A 19,809-nucleotide genomic window follows, 5' to 3' on the forward strand; every position below is an offset into this window, starting at 1 on the left:
ATAACGAATCTGTTGATAACGCTTACAATTTCAATTTGCAGATTACACCTTGTAAACTTACATTCATACTCATCAAAGTTAAAAAAAACTGATATTAAATGAACAATCGTTAAGATCCCTTCCAAAATGAAAACTTAAGCATCTTTAGCGCATCGAAATCCCATATTTCCAGTAGAACTGTCGGATGTATTGGAACTACGGGCAGCTACTCGATAACGATTACAGTAAGATTCATGACAGAGATAGGAGCCTCCACGAATTACCTTTGACGTTCCATTCGGTATACCTTTAGGATTTTCTTTCGTACCATTTACATGATAGGTTGGACTGAACCAATCAGAACACCATTCCCAGACATTTCCTGAAACATTATATAAGCCATAATTATTAGGTGGAAATGAAAGGGCTGGAGCTGTTCCTTTATAACCATCTAAAACTTGATTTTCATTTGGGAACTGACCCTGCCAAATATTTGCATAATGTTGACCGTTTGGGAGTAATTCGTCACCCCAAGCGTATTTTTTTTGTTCTAAACCACCCCGAGCAGCATATTCCCACTCAGCCTCAGTCGGCAGCCTTTTCCCAGCCCAATTACAATATGCTAAAGCGTCATTCCATGATACATGAATTACAGGATGATCCATTCTATCTTCAAGTGTTGAATCTGGCCCTTCAGGATGCCTCCAGTTTGCTCCTTCTACAACTAGCCACCAAGGAGTTTGATGAACAAGTTGTGTAACTTTCATTCGTGTTTCACATGACACAAGAGAATGAAAGACAAAGGACCAGCAGTATATTTCTGCCTCTGTTCTATACCCTGTATCACATACAAATTCTTCAAACTGAGAATTAGTTACGGTACAAGCGTCTATATAGAAAGGATTCACTTTTATTTTACGTATAGGTCCTTCACCATCAGCTATATATCCTTCAGGGTCATCCGTTCCCATTAAAAATTCTCCACCGGATAGGTAAATCATATTTTTGTTAGTGATTTTATGACAGCTTTTAACAACACTTTTTCCTGAGTTCTGAGATAAGGGTGATTTTCGTTTATTTGGAGAACAGCACCCGTTCATTTTTTCTAGTTCCATTTAAATCACTCACTTTAAGAATCATATTGTTGTAACAGGATGCTTGCTTCATTGACTATTTCGTGAATAATAAAAAAGAAAGATACATAAAAATCATGAATATTAATAGTGAAAATAGTAAAGAAACAAAAACAATAGATTTGTTAGCAGGAATATAGATGCCTTTTTGAATTTCTTTTCTTTTCTTTGAATATTGAATGGTTGATAAAACACCTGTAATAAAGCCAACTACACATGCGTAGATGCCAAGAAAGATTACTATTAGATTAATATACTTATTTGAACTAAACTTAATCGTAAAATTCAAAGATGTTGTTAAGAATCCCACTCCTGTGATAGATATTGCCGTCCTTATCCAGGCTAAAAATGTTCTTTCATTAGCTAAATGCTGTTGTGCATATTTCACGCTTTCTCCATGTAATTCTTGCATCTTTGTTAAAGCTTCCATCATTATTCTCCTACTCATAACCACCATTGTCTATATTTCTAATTGCAACAAAAGGGATCTCAACTGTAGTTCCCTTTTTAGTTGCCGATACAGAATTGATCAGTTTAGTTAGATAATGCAGCTAACCCAGACCAAATACCTAATGAAGTACCAGCAGTAATTCCTCCATCAACAGCAATAGCTTGTCCTGTAATAAATTTTGCATCGTCGGAGCTTAAGAAGTGAACAAGCGCAGCTACTTCTTCAGGTAAACCATTACGACCAAGTGGTGTAACATAGTTATTAATTGCTTTTTGAGCAGTATTATTTTGCACCATTGGCGTATCGATTGTTCCAGGACAAATGCAGTTTACGCGAATATTTCGTAAGCTTAACTCTAGTGCAGCAGTTTTTGTTATACCTATAACAGCGTGCTTTGATGCAACATATGGTCCATATGTTGGCACTCCTTGTAAACCTGCAACAGATGCAGAATTAATAATTACGCCTCCATCACTTAAGTAAACAGATCCATGTTTTAGCCCATACAACACACCCATCGTGTTTACTTTAAAAGATACTTCATAATCTACTGATTCAGCATCTGACATCATGCCTATGCCTCTACCGATACCCGCATTATTAAAGAGAATATCAATATGACCATATTTCTCAACGGTTTTTTCTAGTAAAAATTGTACTTCATTTTCTATTGAAACATCTGTTTTAATATATAATCCATCAATTTCTTGAGCTAGTTTTGTTTCGTCTGAAAGATCAGCGACTACAACTGTAGCTCCGGCCTGATAAAAGCGTCTTACAGTAGCGAGCCCAATGCCTGAACCTCCACCAGTAATTACTGCAACTTTACCTTTAAGTGAAAACATAATATATCAATCTCCCTTTAGAGTGTTTTTTTAAAATATTCAGATATTTAAAGGCGAAAAAGAAAGATCTTAATTGGCAAAACTCTTAATTAAGTTCATTTTTTCTTCATATGGAAGTTTTTCAGCCAATGCTAATTGCTCACTTAATTGTGGTGGGAAGGCATAAAATATTTCTTTGCTCTCAATTCCTTTAATGTAGTACTCTACTCCTTCTTCAACACTTAATGGATGCAATTTCTGCCCGCCTGCTTTTAATTCTCCTGTATTTGGATCAATGTTGGAAGCAATCCATAACGGTGTTTTTACTGCTCCAGGTGCAATAGCTGTAAAGGTTAATTCTGGGTAGGATGTTGGCAACATTTCAGCTAAACGACGTACCCACATTTTTGCTGCTGCATACCCAGGTAAACCCCATAAACCTACAAAAGAAGCCGCAGAAGATGTCATGACAATATGTCCTTTTCCTCTAGATTTCATTAACCCTAAAGCTGGAAAAACCGTATTTGCGACACCATTTACACAAATTTTGGTAGCCCACATAATATCTTCAGGAATTTCTTCTGTTCTGCTTGTACTTCCTGGTCTTTGTCCAGCAGCATTTGCAATAATTAAGTCAAGTGGTCTAATTCCATCGCATTCATATATTACTGTTTCCATAGCTTCCTCATCCATAACATTCGCAATTTTAGTATGAATGGTAGCTCCAAACTCTTCACATACTTTTTTAGCATTTTCCAAATTTGAAGGATTTATATCTATTAAAAATATATGTGCATTTTTATTTTTACTATAATGCTTCGCTACCCCTAAACCTAATCCACTTGCTCCACCTGTAATTAAAATAGATTCATAATGACTCATTTTAAACCTCCTTATTAATATTGGTTACACTGAAAACTGGTTATAAAATCCATCCATGCTATCGCTTTGATTAATTAAAGTTTTTAACATATCAATGATTTAACCATTCATTCTGAGATAAAAATTAAAAGAAAACGCTTTCCCTCCTTTAAAATTAATATACTTTTCCTTCCGGTTAATATACAGTATAAATAAGTGAGACTTAGTTGAATTTTTTTCACCTAAAATCAAAGGAGTGATGATATGAATTTACTACAATTGGAGTATGTAATTGAGGTTGCTAAAACAAGCTCACTAATAAAAGCCGCTGAGAATCTTCATATTTCTCCGTCCGGTATTAGTAAAGCCATTTCCAATCTAGAAATGGAACTTCAAATAAAGATTTTTAATCGTTCGAGATTGGGGGCTGAGCTTACAGAAGAAGGTAAATTTATTGTCAGTAAAGCACAGGAAATTAGACTCAAAGTAGATGATATAACCATTTTTGCGCATCAGTGTCTCCATCCCGAAACAGTCAATATATCTATAACTGCCAATACTAACGCTATGTTTATTGTCCCTAGCGCGCTTGTTACATATAAAAAAAATTATCCTTATAGTCAAATAGAAATTTTTGAAAAAAAACCACATGCTATCTTGTCTGACGTAAAAACAGATAAGACTGATTTTGGTATTACAATATTTACTGATGAAATTGTAGCTTCTAATCCAGAATTGGAATTTGAAACAATTCTAGAAGGGGGTACGGTAATTTGTGCAAGCAAAAATTCTCCACTTGCCTTTTTGCAAAATATTCAAGTTGAGGACCTAGTTCATCAATCTGTCATTCTTTCGGAAGATCCTATTAGTAACGAGTTTGTAAATGATTTATTTACATATGTTCCTGATATGAATATATTATTGACAACAAACAATGTGAACGTTATTTCCGAAGCAGTATCAGAGGGATTGGGAATTGTTTTTGCAATGGATTTATTTTTAAACAAGGATACTAATATACAAAATGGAAGTATTGTTACAATTCCATTTATGCATCCACATTCACATCGCTTTTCCTTTGGAATCGTTCGATCAAAGCGCAAGAAATTATCTGAACACGGCAAACAATTTATTAAAGCATTTAAACAAAATCTCCCTTAAAATGAAACTTTTTAATAAATATCTTTGAAGTCTTGTTCAACTAACGGATGCGTTAGTCGAAGTTCATGAGTTGCTTTGCAGCAGCTCTTTTTCTTACGATTAGTAAATGGTCATAAGCGTTCAAAAAGGATCATCTATCAATTGAGATCCTTTTTTCAATGGCGATTATATACGGTTTCGTACCGAATTCTTTAATGACCTAAAATATGAACAACGGTGTAATGAGGAAGTCTCGAAACACATCTGCATTGACTAGATCGTCTAGATTGATGAGTGGTATGGTAAATGGTTTGGAGTCTACCGACTCGATTCATCCGAACAGTTAAATCAGTTGTATGTCCAATTGTTCCTTGAATGTTTCAATGTTTTTTTGAAGACTTATTGTAAATTTCGTAGGTTCATGATGTATCATTCTTACCTCTAGTCAGACAATACTTTCTTATAATCAGTTTTCAGCCTAGACTTAGTTGTCTTTGTTCAGATATACATTATATTGATCTAGCATAAGCATTACTCATCTTTTAATTGAAAATTATTCAATTAGCTATCACTTTTTTACACTTTATATTGACCTACAGGAAATGTATATTAAATTTAAGGTAGAGAAAGCGAACGTTTCTTCTGATTTACATCTCAGAATTAACGATTATGCCTACTGGTAGTTCAAAAGATTAATTTATGCGATTACATAGGTTAGATTATAGAAACACTTGAGTTCTTTTTCTACTATGTGCATTGCGAAGTAAATGATGTAAAACCATTTAACTTCGCTTTAAGTATGAATTACCTATTATTAGAATTGGAGGTGTAATATATCATTTAATCAAGTCTTCTAAAAAAATGAATAAATTTTGCAAATTAAGTAATTAGACAATTTACGAAATTAAATTTCAGAAATTTTTAAAAATAAGAATGTAGAGATTGATATATTATGTTTTCACTTAATAAAAAGTGATACACTTGTTCATTACTTAAGTTAAGCCGATGCTTCAATTTTTAGGGGACAAGCAATTGCAGTTGATTGAGGAATTACTGTTGGTACCTCATTAGGTGTCTAGTTAGATTTACGCATAGAAAGAAACAAAAAATAACAAAATGAAAGAGGGATTTTAATGTCATATCCATTGTTAGAAACAGTTTACATGAACCCAGAAGAATTACCATGGATTCCATGGGTAGAAGGTGTTGAACTCAAGATTCTTAAAGTTAACCCCATTAACGGTCAATTTTTTACTTTAACAAAAGGTTCAAAAGGTGCTGTACTACCACCACATTTTCACCACGGCACAGTTATTGTATATACAATTCAAGGTGCATGGCACTATGATGGTGAAGAATGGATTGCTAAAGCAGGAGATGTTATTTTTGAACCAGCAGGATCACTTCATCAACCATTAATGCTAAGTGAAGAAGATGTTATTATTTTAAGTATTCTAGATGGTTTATTAGATTTCCAAGACACTGAAGGTAACACACTTTTCAAACTAAATTGGCTGTCTGCTCTAGATATGTATAAAGAACATTGTGATGTGCATGGATTAGAACTTAAGGATTTAACAAAATTTTAATTTTTACCTCTTTTGTAACTGCTCTCCCCCCTCTTTTTTATGAGAGGGGAAACTCAATCAATAAATTTAGATAATTATCTTATTAAACAAATAACTGGAACTTATAAAAGTAAAAAAACAGTGTTCGATCAAATTACTGTTTTTTTTACTTTTTCATTTCTAATGACTTTAACAGAAACTGCACGAAAGCTTCATGAGCAGGAACAAACACATACTTCCTCAACTTCTAAAATACCATCCCATCCTCCTATGGCTACGGCGTCACCTGAATCGAGGTATTTACTTTAGATAAGGACTTGTAGAAGTTATTAAAAATATTCTGGGTTATTTTATGGTTTTAAAACAATACAGAGGGCAAATGAGAGAAGAAGATGTCATGGAACAAATTTATTCCGATACGCCTTCTTTTTTACCTCGACAAATGTAAGTTAATAACTTAAATAAATATCCTTCTTCAACACTCCCGCCCACTTAGTACAAAAAGTCTTTGGGGCCACGAGAAGAGCGAAACGGCACAGATATAATGCCCAATGAAGGGAAGGCTACCAAAAATATTTTGAACCGAAGAAGCAAAGTTCGATGGGCGTAGGGGAGGGCTAAACTCCTTGAGCACGACCGTTGTTATGCTAAGTTCTTTAGCTTTTTTAGAGTACCGAAGCTCCCTTTATGTGTAGATCCGTAACATCAATTTCAGCTGCTTCCCTCGGAGTTGATAAACCATCAAGCAATTCAGGACAAACTGTTATCGCTGATTGAAATGGAAATATTCTAAGCATTCAATTGGCAATTCCAGTTTCAATAACTTCAACTTTGACGTTCGGTATAATTTTAATGGTTTTAAAATCCTTCTCCCAGTTTAGGTTTTTCCATATTTCCGGATAATGAGCTTTTATTTTGTATCCAATCCCCAGTGCATCACTGTTAGCATCTTGTAATATAGTAACTACTTTTTGAGCATTTTCTGTTAACTTTTGTGAAAGTTGTTGGCTAATGTCTCTTTTTTGTTGATTACCCTCTATTACAGAAGATGGAATTTCAGTCAATGTGACCTTAAGTGTAGTATTAACCTTAGCTTTTAATCCGGTTTTTGTCGGTTGAATTACTATTTTACTTTTACTGTCTTTTACCTTAAAACTAACAGAGTATTGCTTTTCATGCTGTTTGATGGATTCTGAAAAGTAAGCAAATTTTCCAAATTGATTTGATAGCAACATAAAAAGAGATGCTTTCTGTCCAAGCAAATTATATCCAGTATAATGCTGATCATGAATAAGACTAACCCCCTTAAGTTCAACATCTCCTTCTTTAGAACGAAACAAATAAGGTATCACAAAATCAGTCCCTGAGGTAAATATGTAGGATATCATTTTCCTAATATTTAATTTAGGTACCAATGTTTCCTCTTCTCCTGATTTTATGAGTTGCTCAATATGGTCAGATATAAGTTTTGAACCAACTTTCTTTAAATCTAAAACTTTATTTGCATCTCCGTTAACAATTGCTATATTTGAATTTATTGCACTATCATAATCTCGAAAGACATAATAAAAGGGATGAAATATATTTTTCCGAGCTAAATCTTCTCCCAATAAATAGATTCTGACTTTTCCGGTTTTTAATTTACCTGCTACTTGATTACTTATATTTACTGTTCCCTCTTGAATCGTTTTGCTTTTATTGTGGTAAATTTCATTCATTGGTTCACTACCAGTAGGTGATGGCTTAAGAGCTCTGATCTCCATTGTAACTAAATAATCATCTGATTTTGTAAGGTCGTAGGCAACCCCATTGGTAAGAGTGAGCTCTTTTAATAAGTTCAGATCCCAACACCCTGTTAATAAAACTAAACAGAGAAATAAAAAAAATAGTATTTTCATATCTCGTTCCTTCTTTTCAACTTAAATGAAATAATAGAAATAACCAATAGGAAAAGAGGAATTCCTATTAAAGAAACATAAGCCATCCAATTCAGGAGGCTTTTGATCCACTCAAGCTTCTGAGGAGTTGTCAAAAATAATGAAATCATTGTACTTATGATAGGCAAATAATTTGCAGCTTTTATATGATTGCCTTTATGAAATAGGTGTCCAACACCATGTGAAGCAAAAAAGAGATAGTTAATAACAGAAGTATTAACAGTTGCTACCCAAATAATGATAAGAATGATATCTAGGCGTTCAATTATATTCCAATCAAAGGATTTTAATATATATAAAACAGGTTCTTTTAGTGTGCGAAGTTCAAAAGGACTGAAAACAAAAAACATAGACAACACAAAAAATGTAAGCAAACCTGTAACGAGAATATTAATAAGTGACATTGTTTTAAAAATAGTGGTTGGATTTTCCTTAATTTTGGGGTAGATGACTAGTAAAAATTCATATCCAATCATTGGTAAAAAGGCAGCGTTTATCCCTTTGAAAATCCTTGTGAAATTAGTTTGTCCAATCGGAAGAATATTTTCAAATCTCATGTCATTATAAACAGTTAGCACTAGAATAATAAGTATAAGAATCAACATAGAGATTAACGTATTATATTTCGCTAAAATTCTTAAGTTTACCCGAGTAAAATAAAGGGTTCCGCTCAGGGATAACATCATTACCACCCATTTAGGTGTATTAGGAAAAGCCCATTTATATAAAATGGGAGATGCTGCTAGAAAGGAAGCTACAAGTAGAAAATAACCCGAATAAAACAAGGAAATTATTTTTCCAAATAATTTCCCTAATACTTTTTCGGAAAAATCAAATATAGTATGATTTGGGAAACGTTTAACCAATAACCACAAAATGAAGATAATTATTTGGAAAAGGACACCTGTCAACAATACTGATATCCAACCATCGTATTTAGCAGCGATAAAAGCATGATGAGGTAATTCTATCTGGCCTACCCCGATTTGAGTTTGAGTAATAAGAAAAAATAATTGGACTTTTGTAATCGTGTCATGATTTTTCTTCATTATTTTTCCATCCTCTGGAATTCCATTCTTGTTTTAACTCTGTGGGCTTTGCATCATTCGATCGATAATCCATAAGATGAAGTGGCGATCGAATAAATATATGTTTTAATCTAGAACCGTGTTGAACTCCAATAGGCATAAAATATGGTGTTCCAAAGATCTCTAATTTACAAAGATGCATTAACGTTAGAGCTAACAACCAAACAATACCTAAAAATCCAAAAATGGAAGCAGCAGCCATCATAAAAAAACCAATGATACGAATTGAGTTGCCTAATTCATGAAATGGTAAAACGAACGATGATATTGCTGTAACTGCAATAACAATAATCATCATATTAGATACGAGATTTGCCTCTACAACTGCTGTACCAATTACAAGTCCTCCTACCACTCCAATTGTTTGTGTTACCTGAGTTGGTAACCGAATGGAAGCCTCTCGAATGATTTCCAATATTAAAGCCATAATGATTGCTTCGATAAAAGGTGGAAACGGAATATTTTCTAAAGAACTTTTCACTGGAAAAATGAGTTCTTGCGGAATTATTTGATAATGAAAAGATACAATAGCAATATATATAGCTGGAAGAACTAGCGAAATAATAAAGCACCCAATTCGGATTAAACGTAAAAATGAAGCAATATGCCACCTTACATTATAATCCTCTGGTGTTTGAAAAAATGAAGCTAATGTAACAGGTGTAATGATGGCACTGGAGCTTCCATTGGACAATATTACCACACGTCCCTCCATTATTTGAGCCACAGCACGATCGACTCTTTCTGTGTCAAGGACTTGCGGAAATGGTGACCAAGGTTGATCTTCAATAAGTTGTAGAATTTGTGACGTAGATCCAACATAATCAATTTTTATAGACTGAATTCGCTGTTTGACTTTTTGGATTAAATCTTCATTGGTAAGATGGTTTAAATAAACCAAACAAACTCTTTTTTCCATTGATTCGCCAATTTGAATATATTCAATAGTTAAATTGTAATTTAATACCTCATTTCTTATTAAATAAATATTTGTATTTAAATTTTCTACAAACCCAGCTCTTGAACCCTTAAGCATTTTTTCATTTGCTGGTTCTTCCACCGATCGGTCGTTTGTCGCAACTACATTCACAATAGTTATAATTGAAGAATTAATTAATAATGCGCAGTGTCCACTTATAATACCTTCTATAATGGTTTTCATTGAAGAAGTTTGTTGTATTTGGTCAACCGTTATGATTTGATTTATATTTCCTTCTTTAACAGTTAACAAAGGCTTAATTACTTTATCTTGGAGTTTCTCACTATCCACCATTGGCTCAATATAAAGTATCAACATGGAATTATTATTAAAATTAACTTCTCGGCATTTAAGATCACCAGTATTATTTAATAGATTAGTTATTCTATTTTTGTTTCTCTCTAAAGATTCTGAAGCTTCTTCATCGGTAAGGTATTTTTGATAAGGATAAAGATTTTTTTGGGACAAAAATAATTCCACCCTTTCGATACTAAAGCTTTATATTCCATATTCTTCCCTTAACCTAAAATAATATGAAATCCATTTAGATAAAGAAATATATTTCCTTTTCTAAAATAAAAAAGAGAAACTCCCTAGTCGGCGAGTTCCTCTCATGAATATAATCAATTAACTTTTTCAACCAATGGGAACTTATATGTTCCATCCAGAACACTTTTTTCAGGCATATACATTCTTAGCATTAGAACAAAGTGATTAGCTGGAGCAGGAAGCCAATTGGATTCATGTCCTAATGGTGGTGCATTTTGGATATATATATCCAGAGAACCGTCAGGGTTATATTTAAGCCCTTCAGTACGATCACCAATCGAATAACGGTTGATAGGATTAGAAACAAAGAAATTATCTGGACCATACATACTTAATGACCAAAAAGCTTTAACTGGTGGAATAGGTTGGTCTTTATTAAAATGAATAATATATTGATTATTACCACTAAGTACATTTCCATTGCTGTCGACTTGTGTACGTACATACATTGCTTCCTCAGGAACATTAGCACCTAACCCAAACATTGCAACTACCGCTCTCTTTAAATAGTCAGTACCATATGTTCCGATGTCATAAAATACTTTCCAGTTGTTACTTGTTTTCCCTAATGTAGATAAAGTTTTTGCTATAATTTCCTTTCCGTCTTTAACAGCACGTGTGAGTCCTGCCATTACAGCAGAGTCAATATTACCTTGGAATCCTTTGATTGGATCTATACCAATTAATTCAAATTGTGATATCATTGCAACATCTGCTTTAGAGCCCGGATTCAGTTTAATCAACTTTGTCATTTTATCAAAAAACTGTATTGGATCACTGAAATCAGTAGACAAAACAGTAGGTAAATCCAATAGCGATTTTGCTTCTTTTTTATCGTAAGGTGTCAGTGAGAATTTGTCTTGAATAGTATGTACATTAGGTAAATCCTTTGGTCCATCCACCAATATACGTCCATTGATCCATACCATATTTGTAGGCGTTTTTATAATATTTTCACCTTTAGGTAGTTTTCCTTTCCAATTTGGTCCGACAATTACGTATTTCCCAGCAGTTGTTCCTGTAGTTCTTTTTCCAATATAGTGAAATGAGTTAGTATAAGCGTCCAAAAACTGCATGGTATAGTATCGCCCTTTTACATTTGGAACACTCAATACTACCGGTCCCTTTGACAGATCAAGCCATGCTTGAGAATACAATGTATCATTATTGGGTGTTACTACGTCTCTGAAGTTTGAGTCGGCCAATTCTCTCATATGATAAAACTTATTTAAAGGCGTGTGTTTTGTGAATTCTTGCATTGTTTTTGCTACTTCCAAAAGTGGATAGGCATATATATAAGCCTGAATGCCTATACTATATGCTAAGTTCTCACGGTATTTGTCTTGTACAGGAACAGAATGATAGGCATCAAAATTATGAACTTGTTTTGTGTAATAAGTCGGTGTAGTAGAATTAGTAGTAGTTGCTGTTCCCCTACTTGCAAATGTCGTTATAGAAACCAGCATCACTATTAACGAAATTAAAAGCTTATTTCTATTCACTATAACAAAACCTCTTTTTGTAAATGTTAATTTCCTCTTTACCCATTTCAGTAGTTACATAAGAACATGATTCATATATAGCTATAACTGCACTCCATCTGCTGACAACAATGCTCCTCATAGCTATTTTGCTGCAAATTTCTTTCCATATATTGCTCCAAAAGGTTTAATTTAATACCCTTTTTTAATATGGTAAACGAGCATCAGCAATCAAAGCCCATTTCAAATTCTTTCCTTTTTTCACATTTCAATATTTGGTAGATAATTTAATTAATTGGCATGCGTGTCATAAATTTGATAAATTTCTCATTAAAACTTTCATCCATATAGTGCTTGAACAAGCGAGCATCAGACAGGTCGAGCAATTGATGTTACTGGAGGAAATGGAAAATGCGCAGCTGGAGACTGCTTTGGTGTGACAAAGGAAACTGTTTGGCTAAACCAACAGGCATCTCAGTACGGATATATAATCCGATACCCAAAGGAAAGGAAAATAGTGGGAGTTAAAGGCAAGAGCATTATAGGAAGTATTTATAAATGAGGAAGCATAAAAAGCAATGCCTTAAAGCATTGCTTTTCTTTAATTCTCGCAACCGTTAGTTCAACAAGCAATTGCTCAACAGATAATCATCTAAAAGGTTTTAGTCCAAAGATAATGTCGCTTAAATCAAATTTCAGGTATTGGACGGATCATTTTCAGAATGCAAGATAATCAATTTTCGTCGATCATCCACATTTTTCTTTTGCAATAGTTTCCGCACATGGGACTTCACTGTGTTTTCACTAATAAATAGGCTGCTGGCAATCTCTTTATTGGTCAATCCCCTTACTAAAAGTACAAATACTTGATACTCGCGTTCTGTTAGTGCTTCATTAGTCTGGTCCGAAACTGCCTCTAATGGACTTTGGCTTCCTTGATTTGTTAATAGTTGAACCAACCTGCCGATTTCATGAATCATATTCTGCTCTTCAGCATTTGTGAACGTTTCCAATGTATCTAAATAAAACCTCCAAGGGGTTTCTATCGTATTCTCAAGGAGCCATTCCTTTTCACCTTCGCATAAATAGAATCCTGAAAACAAAAAGTATTTCTGATTATCGACTGTAAACGGATACAGAATGATGTTTGGTCGAAGAATAAATTTCGACCTTAAAACCACTGGATCTGTTAATGATTTAAATTGCTGGATAATTGGGAGGCAAAATTCCTGGTTCACATTGTCGCCATAGATTTCCATTGTCTTCTGATGTGCGACACTATAATTAATAATTGGAAATAGTTCGTTTCCTTGTGAGTCGTAAATTTGTCCCGCAAATCCATGACGATAACAAAATAAATCTAATAAATAAGCCCAATTATTTTGCAATTAGAATCACCTCCGTTCAATTATATTACTTGATTTTTCATTTAGCGAATTAAGTTTGATTTTAATAAGTTTTATAGAAGAGGACAACAACCCGTTAGAGTGATAATCATAGGATTAATCCTTTATCAAAAGAACTACTTCGGGGGTTGTCACCCTATCGGGTAATTGTCCGAGATAGTTTACTTTATTATTATATTTTGGGCAAGAGTTTATTTTTGAATTTCAAAAAAACTGTTAAGTTAATAGTTTCCTAATATCGAACGGTGAATAATGATATGAAGTGAAAGGTTCAAGGACGTGTATAAAAAATATCCAACGTCGATATCTGTCGTTGTGAATAAGAACTATTATTTGCCTGTTAACTATTAAAGTCGGTGGATGTTATAGCCGGATGATCAGGTTGTGGGGGAGTCTTTATGGGAAGTACACTAAAAGAAACAAGGGAAGAAATTCATAAACAACGGGTAAACTCATTTAAAAGGTTTGCAAAAAGGATGTTTATTACAACAGGTATAATCATTATTATTGCACTCATATTTGCGGTAATCAGCTATTTCCAGGCAGACAACTTTAATGAACATGTCAAGATTAATGGCATAGAAGTCAGTGGACTGAATGCTGATCAGGCACTAAAAAAATTAAAAGCATCTGTATTAAAAAACGAAGTCTATGTAGGACAACTACAAATTTTAGATGGAAAAGATTCGAAGATGAAATTTACTGATAAAGATCTGCCAGGGGTCAAAAAATTATTAAGAAGCCAGCGGACGTTTTTTCCTTCCTCAAAAGCAAAAAATTATTCGTTAATGCCAAACAAACTAGATCAGTATCAAACCCAGTCGATGAAAAAACAAGTTGAAGAAAAGCTTATATCTATAAATAAGAGTTTAAAAGCGCCACAAGATGCGGAGGCTCATTTGGAACAAGGTAAAATTGTCGTCTCAAAAAGCATTAGCGGGGAGCAGTATGATATCGACAGTCTATTAATGGACTACGAGAAGCAGGAATATACTAGTGAAATCCGTCTGAATCCTGTATACATACAGCCAATCAAAGAGGACAGTTCGATTGTAAAAAATGAACGAAAAAAGCTGAAGGAACTCCTTCAACGAACCCTTGATTATAAGGTGCAAGATCAAGTTTATACGTTAAAAGCCAGCGATTTAATTAAAAATGCCTCTGTGTCAAAAAAAATGAAGGTTAAGATTGATGCTGGTGATATTAAAAATAAAATTGCAGAAATTAATAGTTTTCAATCTACATTAGATAAAAACTTCAAATTTAAGACCCATTCAGGTACAGTCATAATGGTTAAGGGACAAGGCTATGGCTGGGCATTAGATGTGGACAAAGAAACAAAACAGATTCAGGCAGCTTTTGAAAAAGAAGTAAAATCAATTTCTGCTTCTAATATTATCGGACATGGCTGGAGTAACGAAGGCTACGGTTATGAAACGACAACGAACAATGGCATTGGCGAAACGTATGCCGAAGTGTCGATTGCAGAACAGCGTATTTGGCTTTATAAAAATGGAAAATTAGTAGTCACAACGAATGTCGTGACCGGTAAACACAGCACCGGTGAAGATACATCAAAAGGAGTGTGGTATATCCTCTTCAAACGAACACCACACACGCTCAAGGGCTCCCATGTTGGTAGTGGGGCTTATGAAATTAAAGTCAATTATTGGGCTCCATTTACGAACAGCGGGCAAGGTTTCCACGATGCCGGCTGGCGGACAAATTGGTCAAGCAATGCCTTTCTTACGAAAGGATCCGGAGGCTGCGTCAACATACCGTCTAGTGTTATGAAAACCGTGTTTGATAATCTCAGTACTTACGAGCCGGTTGTCATTTATTAAGAAATGGCAGTCTATAAAAAAGTATTGCTTTTCGAGAAAACTGTTTAGGTAATAGTTTCTTAACATTGAAAGGAGAATAATCATATGAAATGGCTGGTTCAAGAGGATGGCTGCACTAGTGGATCGTATGGCAAAGAGCGGAATGAACCAGGAGAATATTTATATGTTTAAGACTAGATCCGTGTATTTTTAATTATAATATTTATATGCGTATCCTGTTTTTAATAAATATAAAGCGATTCTCTAACATATTGAGAATCGCTTTTTTTCCTATATTTTAGCTGGTTTATAATATTATTCCTTCTTCACGCTTTTTTTGAACCTATCAATGCGAGCTCCAGGTTAGGACATTCGAAAATAGGTACGACAATGGATCTATACGGCCATGCTCTTAAAAGTGCCGACGAAGCAGCAGCAAATCAAGTCGATCAATTTTTTACGAAAAATAAAAAAGATCAAGCTTAAAGCTGTTTTATTTGTTTTTTATGATTTAAACTTTTTTATTTTACCACCAAATTGCCACCCATTCATCTGTATTACTTCAAACTAATTTTCCTGTTATATATAAAAAACCTTGATAACACAAGGGTTACCAAGGATCTGTATTGATGACCTGTGAGGGGTTCGAACCCCCGACCTCAACCCTGTCAAGCTTGTTTCATTAAATCAAACTAATTAATTTGAGAAAAATAAGTAAAATCAAGTCTGATTTAAGTGGGTTTTATAAGGGTTTAAAGTCAAATGGGAAAAATAAATTAATTAAAAATAAAACAAAAAAACTCGCTGATACATTATCCCAAGGGATTTTCCTGTTAGGGGCTTATTCACTAGGAATGGCGATTCCATTTTTTATTATTAGCGTTGTTGTATCATTTTCCTTAAATACCATGAAAAAAATCAATAAATATTATCTAAACTTGCTTTTGTTAATGGAATGATTATGGTTATGCTAGGATATCTAGTATTGAGCGGACAAATGCAGATAATCCGTGCATGGCTGTCAGCTTACAGTTTATTTCTGTTTTAGAAAGGGAGAGAATAATAGGATTCGCTATTTTGAATAGTAAAGGTGAAATTATTGAGGCCCAACAATTAGATCCTTTTGGGGAAGAACTAGCCAATATTATTTCATATGCTGCTGAAAAAGTAAGTTATAAATAATTAAACTTAGAGCATTAATTCCAAGGTGGTAATAAAATGAAGCGAGTCTCGCACTTATTAGTAATATTACTAGTAGTAGTCCTTACTGGATGTGGAATTAGTTCCGAAGGATATAGAAATGTATCTCTCAGAGGAAGCAAAGCAACTCATCGACAACAAGGAAGTAGTTGTGCTAGATGTTAGAACCCCTGAAGAGTATCAAGAAGAACACATCCCTAATGCAATCTTACTACCACTACAAGAATTAGAAAATAAATTGAACGATTTAGATAAAGAAGAAACCTATATAGTGGTTTGCCGCAGCGGAAATCGCTCTACTCAAGCTAGTGAAATATTAATAAATAATAAATTTACTAATATTAATAACTTGACCGGCGGTATGAATAACTGGTCATATGAAATTGAAAATTAAATACATTAGAGATAAGTAAAAGAACCCAGCAATTAATGATGGGTTCTTTCTTCTAAACTAATTCATAACGATTTTGATGTGACAGGTTATATCATTCGTATTTATACTTTTAGCACGACAAATTTTCCGCCACCGAATAAGGACTTGGTATAATCAATCTTTGCATTATTGAAATAAACCATATCTCTTTCATTTACTAAAAACTTGATACCACTTTCTTCTGTGACTTCATCACTTTCTAAAGCAGACTCTTCCAGAGCCAGACGTAACTGAGGGACTCCTCAACCAATGCCCATTGATAAACGAATAAGGGGCCTATTGTCCTCATTCAATAGTTCTTGTATTTCTTTCGTTATCGCACCTATTGCAGCATGTGTAATTTTAACCATTGTATTACCTCCATAACAGTGACAAATAAACCGCCATATATATTATTTTTATCTACTAGTCCAACTTAATTTATAGTATATCTAACCAAAATTTATATCCTCTACGGATTAAATAAAGAATCTCAGTTAAAAGCTTTATAAATAATGTAAAAAGCTCCTACCAGGAGCATACAAACGTTCCTAGTCATATAGGAATCAGTTGCTTAACCTGTTTTTCATTTCCAGAAAAGTTATGCCGGCTAATACCTCAAGAACCAGTTTCAGTGCAATTAGTCTTTTTATTTTGTCCTTCAGTCATCTTAATTCCCCCTTGGCAAACAGTATCTTCTTTAATTGCCGTACCCTTTTCTTAAGTATTCGACTTATAAAATATCCATCCAAATCTTTATAGCTGTTGCTAAAATTAAAAAGGCTAATACCACTTGTAAAATCTTGGTATTTACTTTTTTACCAGCCATTGCGCCTAATGGTGAGGCAATTAAACTGGCAATAATCATAATTACAGAAGGCAAAATTTCAACTTGTCCCGTTGTGATTTTTCCAACAGTGGCACCAATTGAAGATAAAAACGTAATAGCCAATGAAGAAGCAATCGTCATACGTGTTGGTATTTTTAATACAACTAGCATGATTGGAACTAATAAAAACGCTCCTGCTGCTCCAACGATTCCGGAACCAATTCCAACAATTAATGCCAGTGATGCTGCCAGCCATTTATTAAACTTCACTTGATCTAATGGGATATCGTCAATTCCTTTTTTCGGAACAAACATCATGACAGCGGCTATTAATGCTAATATCCCATAAACTAAATTAATTCCGCCCTCTGACATTAACCTTGAACCAAAACCGCCAACAAAACTACCAACTAAAATGCTGGCTCCCATATATCCTATTAGAGTTTTATTTAGGTAGCCACCTTTACGGTACGCCCAAACACCACCGATTGTTGCAAAAAACACCTGAACAGCGCTTATCCCTGATACTTCGTGGGCACTAAATGCTGCTAAACCAAATATAGGCGGAATATATAAAAGCATCGGATATTTAATAATAGAACCGCCTATTCCTAACATTCCAGATATATATGAACCAATAAAACCAATTAAGAAAATAGTTATAATAAAGCCAATATCCATTGTACTTCCTCCCCCTTAAGAAAAGGGAACCCGAATCGGTTCCCTATTTCCTAACCTTTTTTTATCCAGAACTTCAAAACGTCGTTCTCCACTTCGTGTTTCACTACCTCGTGACCGCCTGATTTTGCCCATGCCGCAAGGTCATTTTTTGCCCCTTTATCCGTCGCATGAATTTCTAACACTTGACCACTTTCTAATTCATTCATTGCCTTTTTTGTCTTTACGATCGGCATTGGACATGCTAACCCTTTTGCGTCTAAAACTTTATTTGCTTCCATTTCTTTTACCTCCTAGTTTTTGTTTTACTTATCGAACTGCACAGCGATTTGGTCCAATTTCCATTTCACGTTGTTTTTCTTCATCGGGATTGATTTTTCCCATATTTGTTTCACGAATTTCTTGATACGCATTTGGTTGTGGTGGTAAGTTTTCCGTTACTAATTTTCTGAACTCATCTTCGTCTTCAATATTCAAGCCATGGTTTTTAGCATATAATGTTCCTAATTTTTCTGATACACTGCCATCTTCATTTAGTTCTTCAATTATCATAAAGTGAGCAGGAAGGACCACTAATTCTTCAGAAAGTTCTCTGTAGCGTTTATATAGACTTTCTCTTAAATCCCCCACCCAATCCTGAGCTAAGCCAGCTAAATCTGGTCTTCCGATTGAGTCAATGAACAAGATATCACCTGAAAGTAAGAACTTTTCATCCACAATAAAGGAAGTAGATCCAATTGTATGGCCGGGAGAATATAAGGCATGGATATTAATTTTTACATTTCCAATTTCTAGAAGCTCCCCAGCTTCTAATGGTTGGTAGGCAAATGTAACTTCGGTTGCATCTTTTGGAGGAAGCCAATAAGTTGCGCCTGTTTTTTCTGCAATGTTTCTTCCACCGGAGATGTGGTCCGCATGTAAGTGTGTGTCAAAAACATGAGTGATTTTTGCCCCAATACTGTCAGCAAATTCAAGATAAATGTCAGTCATACGAGTGGCATCAATAATAGCAGCATCACCGTTCGACACAACCATGTAAGATAAACATCCTTTACCAATACGTACAAACTGATAAATTTCGCCGCCATCTTTCAAATCCCCGACTTTTACGGGTTCTAAATGCTCACTCCAAGCTTTCATGCCACCCTCTAGGTAAGAAACAGTAAGCCCTTCATCAGATAACATTTCAGCCACCATAATAGATGATCCTTCTTTCGCACACACCACCAAAACTTCTTTATCAGAAGGAATCTTATCCATAATACCTCCAACACCATCTAGCAATTCAAAATAAGGGATGTTAAAATAATCGAAATTTTCTCCTTCAATTTTCCAAACCTGAAAGTCACTCTCATTTCGAACATCTAGAATAAATAATTTTTCTTTATTAAATACTTTTTTCGTTACCTCTTTTGAAGTCATTACATTTACAGTCATTCCGTTTTACCCCCTACGGTATATATAATTTTAA

The 19,809-nt window shown here is 34.3% G+C and carries 16 protein-coding genes and 2 pseudogenes; 5 read left to right on the plus strand and 13 right to left on the minus strand.

The window, feature by feature from the left end; translation table 11 throughout:
• Nucleotides 1–134: 134 nt before the first annotated feature.
• The 4 genes from QUG14_RS11195 to QUG14_RS11210 form a co-directional block, all read right to left on the minus strand.
• Nucleotides 135–1,094 (minus strand): formylglycine-generating enzyme family protein, encoded by a 960-nt coding sequence (locus QUG14_RS11195; protein ID WP_289340615.1) that lies wholly within the window; start codon nucleotides 1,092–1,094, stop codon nucleotides 135–137.
• Nucleotides 1,095–1,149: 55 nt separating this feature from the next.
• A complete protein-coding gene (locus QUG14_RS11200; RefSeq protein WP_289340616.1) occupies nucleotides 1,150–1,542 on the minus strand; it encodes a YidH family protein in 393 nt (130 codons plus the stop codon).
• 104 nt (nucleotides 1,543–1,646) lie between these two features.
• Nucleotides 1,647–2,408, minus strand: a complete 762-nt coding sequence (locus QUG14_RS11205; protein ID WP_289340617.1) for an SDR family NAD(P)-dependent oxidoreductase — start codon at nucleotides 2,406–2,408, stop codon at nucleotides 1,647–1,649.
• A 69-nt stretch (nucleotides 2,409–2,477) separates the two neighbouring features.
• Complete coding sequence (locus tag QUG14_RS11210; RefSeq protein WP_289340618.1) at nucleotides 2,478–3,269, minus strand: SDR family NAD(P)-dependent oxidoreductase; 792 nt, start codon at nucleotides 3,267–3,269, stop codon at nucleotides 2,478–2,480.
• Between the two features lie 243 nt (nucleotides 3,270–3,512).
• On the opposite strand from QUG14_RS11210, the gene QUG14_RS11215 reads away from it, so the two are divergent.
• Nucleotides 3,513–4,409, plus strand: a complete 897-nt coding sequence (locus tag QUG14_RS11215) for a LysR family transcriptional regulator (RefSeq protein WP_289340619.1) — start codon at nucleotides 3,513–3,515, stop codon at nucleotides 4,407–4,409.
• A 1,112-nt stretch (nucleotides 4,410–5,521) separates the two neighbouring features.
• Entirely contained in the window at nucleotides 5,522–5,977 is a 456-nt protein-coding gene (locus QUG14_RS11220) for a 2,4'-dihydroxyacetophenone dioxygenase family protein (protein WP_289340620.1), read from the plus strand.
• Nucleotides 5,978–6,569: 592 nt separating this feature from the next.
• Here the strand turns inward: QUG14_RS11220 and QUG14_RS29870 are convergent.
• The 5 genes and pseudogenes from QUG14_RS29870 to QUG14_RS11245 form a co-directional block, all read right to left on the minus strand.
• A pseudogene (locus QUG14_RS29870) lies at nucleotides 6,570–6,726 on the minus strand (2-thiouracil desulfurase family protein); the annotation flags it as partial.
• Nucleotides 6,727–6,753: 27 nt separating this feature from the next.
• Entirely contained in the window at nucleotides 6,754–7,854 is a 1,101-nt protein-coding gene (locus tag QUG14_RS11230) for a Ger(x)C family spore germination protein (protein ID WP_289340621.1), read from the minus strand.
• Entirely contained in the window at nucleotides 7,851–8,942 is a 1,092-nt protein-coding gene (locus QUG14_RS11235) for a GerAB/ArcD/ProY family transporter (protein WP_289340622.1), read from the minus strand. Before QUG14_RS11235 ends, QUG14_RS11230 begins: the two co-directional genes overlap by 4 nt.
• Nucleotides 8,926–10,428: a spore germination protein gene (locus QUG14_RS11240; RefSeq protein WP_289340623.1), complete on the minus strand. Its 1,503-nt coding sequence runs from the start codon at nucleotides 10,426–10,428 to the stop codon at nucleotides 8,926–8,928. The genes QUG14_RS11235 and QUG14_RS11240 overlap by 17 nt, the downstream gene beginning before the upstream one ends.
• A gap of 155 nt (nucleotides 10,429–10,583) precedes the next feature.
• Nucleotides 10,584–12,011, minus strand: coding sequence for a DUF1254 domain-containing protein (locus QUG14_RS11245; protein ID WP_289340624.1), 1,428 nt, complete (start codon nucleotides 12,009–12,011; stop codon nucleotides 10,584–10,586).
• 349 nt (nucleotides 12,012–12,360) lie between these two features.
• Between QUG14_RS11245 and QUG14_RS11250 the strand changes: the two are divergent.
• Nucleotides 12,361–12,552 (plus strand): annotated as a pseudogene (locus tag QUG14_RS11250) (D-alanyl-D-alanine carboxypeptidase family protein); the annotation flags it as partial.
• Between the two features lie 133 nt (nucleotides 12,553–12,685).
• On the opposite strand, the gene QUG14_RS11255 reads toward QUG14_RS11250, so the two are convergent.
• Nucleotides 12,686–13,378: a response regulator transcription factor gene (locus tag QUG14_RS11255; RefSeq protein ID WP_289340625.1), complete on the minus strand. Its 693-nt coding sequence runs from the start codon at nucleotides 13,376–13,378 to the stop codon at nucleotides 12,686–12,688.
• Nucleotides 13,379–13,794: 416 nt separating this feature from the next.
• Between QUG14_RS11255 and QUG14_RS11260 the strand changes: the two genes are divergently transcribed.
• Together QUG14_RS11260 and QUG14_RS11265 are read left to right on the plus strand one after the other, a co-directional pair.
• Entirely contained in the window at nucleotides 13,795–15,240 is a 1,446-nt protein-coding gene (locus tag QUG14_RS11260) for a L,D-transpeptidase family protein (protein WP_289340626.1), read from the plus strand.
• 1,252 nt (nucleotides 15,241–16,492) lie between these two features.
• Complete coding sequence (locus tag QUG14_RS11265; protein ID WP_289340627.1) at nucleotides 16,493–16,813, plus strand: rhodanese-like domain-containing protein; 321 nt, start codon at nucleotides 16,493–16,495, stop codon at nucleotides 16,811–16,813.
• A gap of 751 nt (nucleotides 16,814–17,564) precedes the next feature.
• Here the strand turns inward: QUG14_RS11265 and QUG14_RS11270 are convergent.
• From QUG14_RS11270 to QUG14_RS11280, 3 genes are read right to left on the minus strand one after another with little or no spacing between them, the layout of a single operon-like run.
• A complete protein-coding gene (locus tag QUG14_RS11270) occupies nucleotides 17,565–18,341 on the minus strand; it encodes a sulfite exporter TauE/SafE family protein (RefSeq protein WP_289340628.1) in 777 nt (258 codons plus the stop codon).
• Between the two features lie 50 nt (nucleotides 18,342–18,391).
• On the minus strand, nucleotides 18,392–18,619 hold the full coding sequence (locus tag QUG14_RS11275; protein WP_289340629.1) for a sulfurtransferase TusA family protein: 228 nt from the start codon (nucleotides 18,617–18,619) through the stop codon (nucleotides 18,392–18,394).
• 28 nt (nucleotides 18,620–18,647) lie between these two features.
• Nucleotides 18,648–19,775: an MBL fold metallo-hydrolase gene (locus QUG14_RS11280; RefSeq protein WP_289340630.1), complete on the minus strand. Its 1,128-nt coding sequence runs from the start codon at nucleotides 19,773–19,775 to the stop codon at nucleotides 18,648–18,650.
• Nucleotides 19,776–19,809: the final 34 nt, after the last annotated feature.

Origin of the sequence: Neobacillus sp. CF12 (assembly GCF_030348765.1) — a bacterium.
Taxonomy (GTDB): domain Bacteria; phylum Bacillota; class Bacilli; order Bacillales; family Cytobacillaceae; genus Neobacillus.

Bases quoted from the DNA above. Each gene is read 5' to 3' on its own strand.
- QUG14_RS11195 (WP_289340615.1), bottom strand. From the start codon at position 1,094: ATGGAACTAGAAAAAATGAACGGGTGCTGTTCTCCAAATAAACGAAAA.
- QUG14_RS11200 (WP_289340616.1), bottom strand. From the start codon at position 1,542: ATGGAAGCTTTAACAAAGATGCAAGAATTACATGGAGAAAGCGTGAAA.
- QUG14_RS11205 (WP_289340617.1), bottom strand. From the start codon at position 2,408: ATGTTTTCACTTAAAGGTAAAGTTGCAGTAATTACTGGTGGAGGTTCA.
- QUG14_RS11210 (WP_289340618.1), bottom strand. From the start codon at position 3,269: ATGAGTCATTATGAATCTATTTTAATTACAGGTGGAGCAAGTGGATTA.
- QUG14_RS11215 (WP_289340619.1), top strand. From the start codon at position 3,513: ATGAATTTACTACAATTGGAGTATGTAATTGAGGTTGCTAAAACAAGC.
- QUG14_RS11220 (WP_289340620.1), top strand. From the start codon at position 5,522: ATGTCATATCCATTGTTAGAAACAGTTTACATGAACCCAGAAGAATTA.
- QUG14_RS11230 (WP_289340621.1), bottom strand. From the start codon at position 7,854: ATGAAAATACTATTTTTTTTATTTCTCTGTTTAGTTTTATTAACAGGG.
- QUG14_RS11235 (WP_289340622.1), bottom strand. From the start codon at position 8,942: ATGAAGAAAAATCATGACACGATTACAAAAGTCCAATTATTTTTTCTT.
- QUG14_RS11260 (WP_289340626.1), top strand. From the start codon at position 13,795: ATGGGAAGTACACTAAAAGAAACAAGGGAAGAAATTCATAAACAACGG.
- QUG14_RS11270 (WP_289340628.1), bottom strand. From the start codon at position 18,341: ATGGATATTGGCTTTATTATAACTATTTTCTTAATTGGTTTTATTGGT.
- QUG14_RS11275 (WP_289340629.1), bottom strand. From the start codon at position 18,619: ATGGAAGCAAATAAAGTTTTAGACGCAAAAGGGTTAGCATGTCCAATG.
- QUG14_RS11280 (WP_289340630.1), bottom strand. From the start codon at position 19,775: ATGACTGTAAATGTAATGACTTCAAAAGAGGTAACGAAAAAAGTATTT.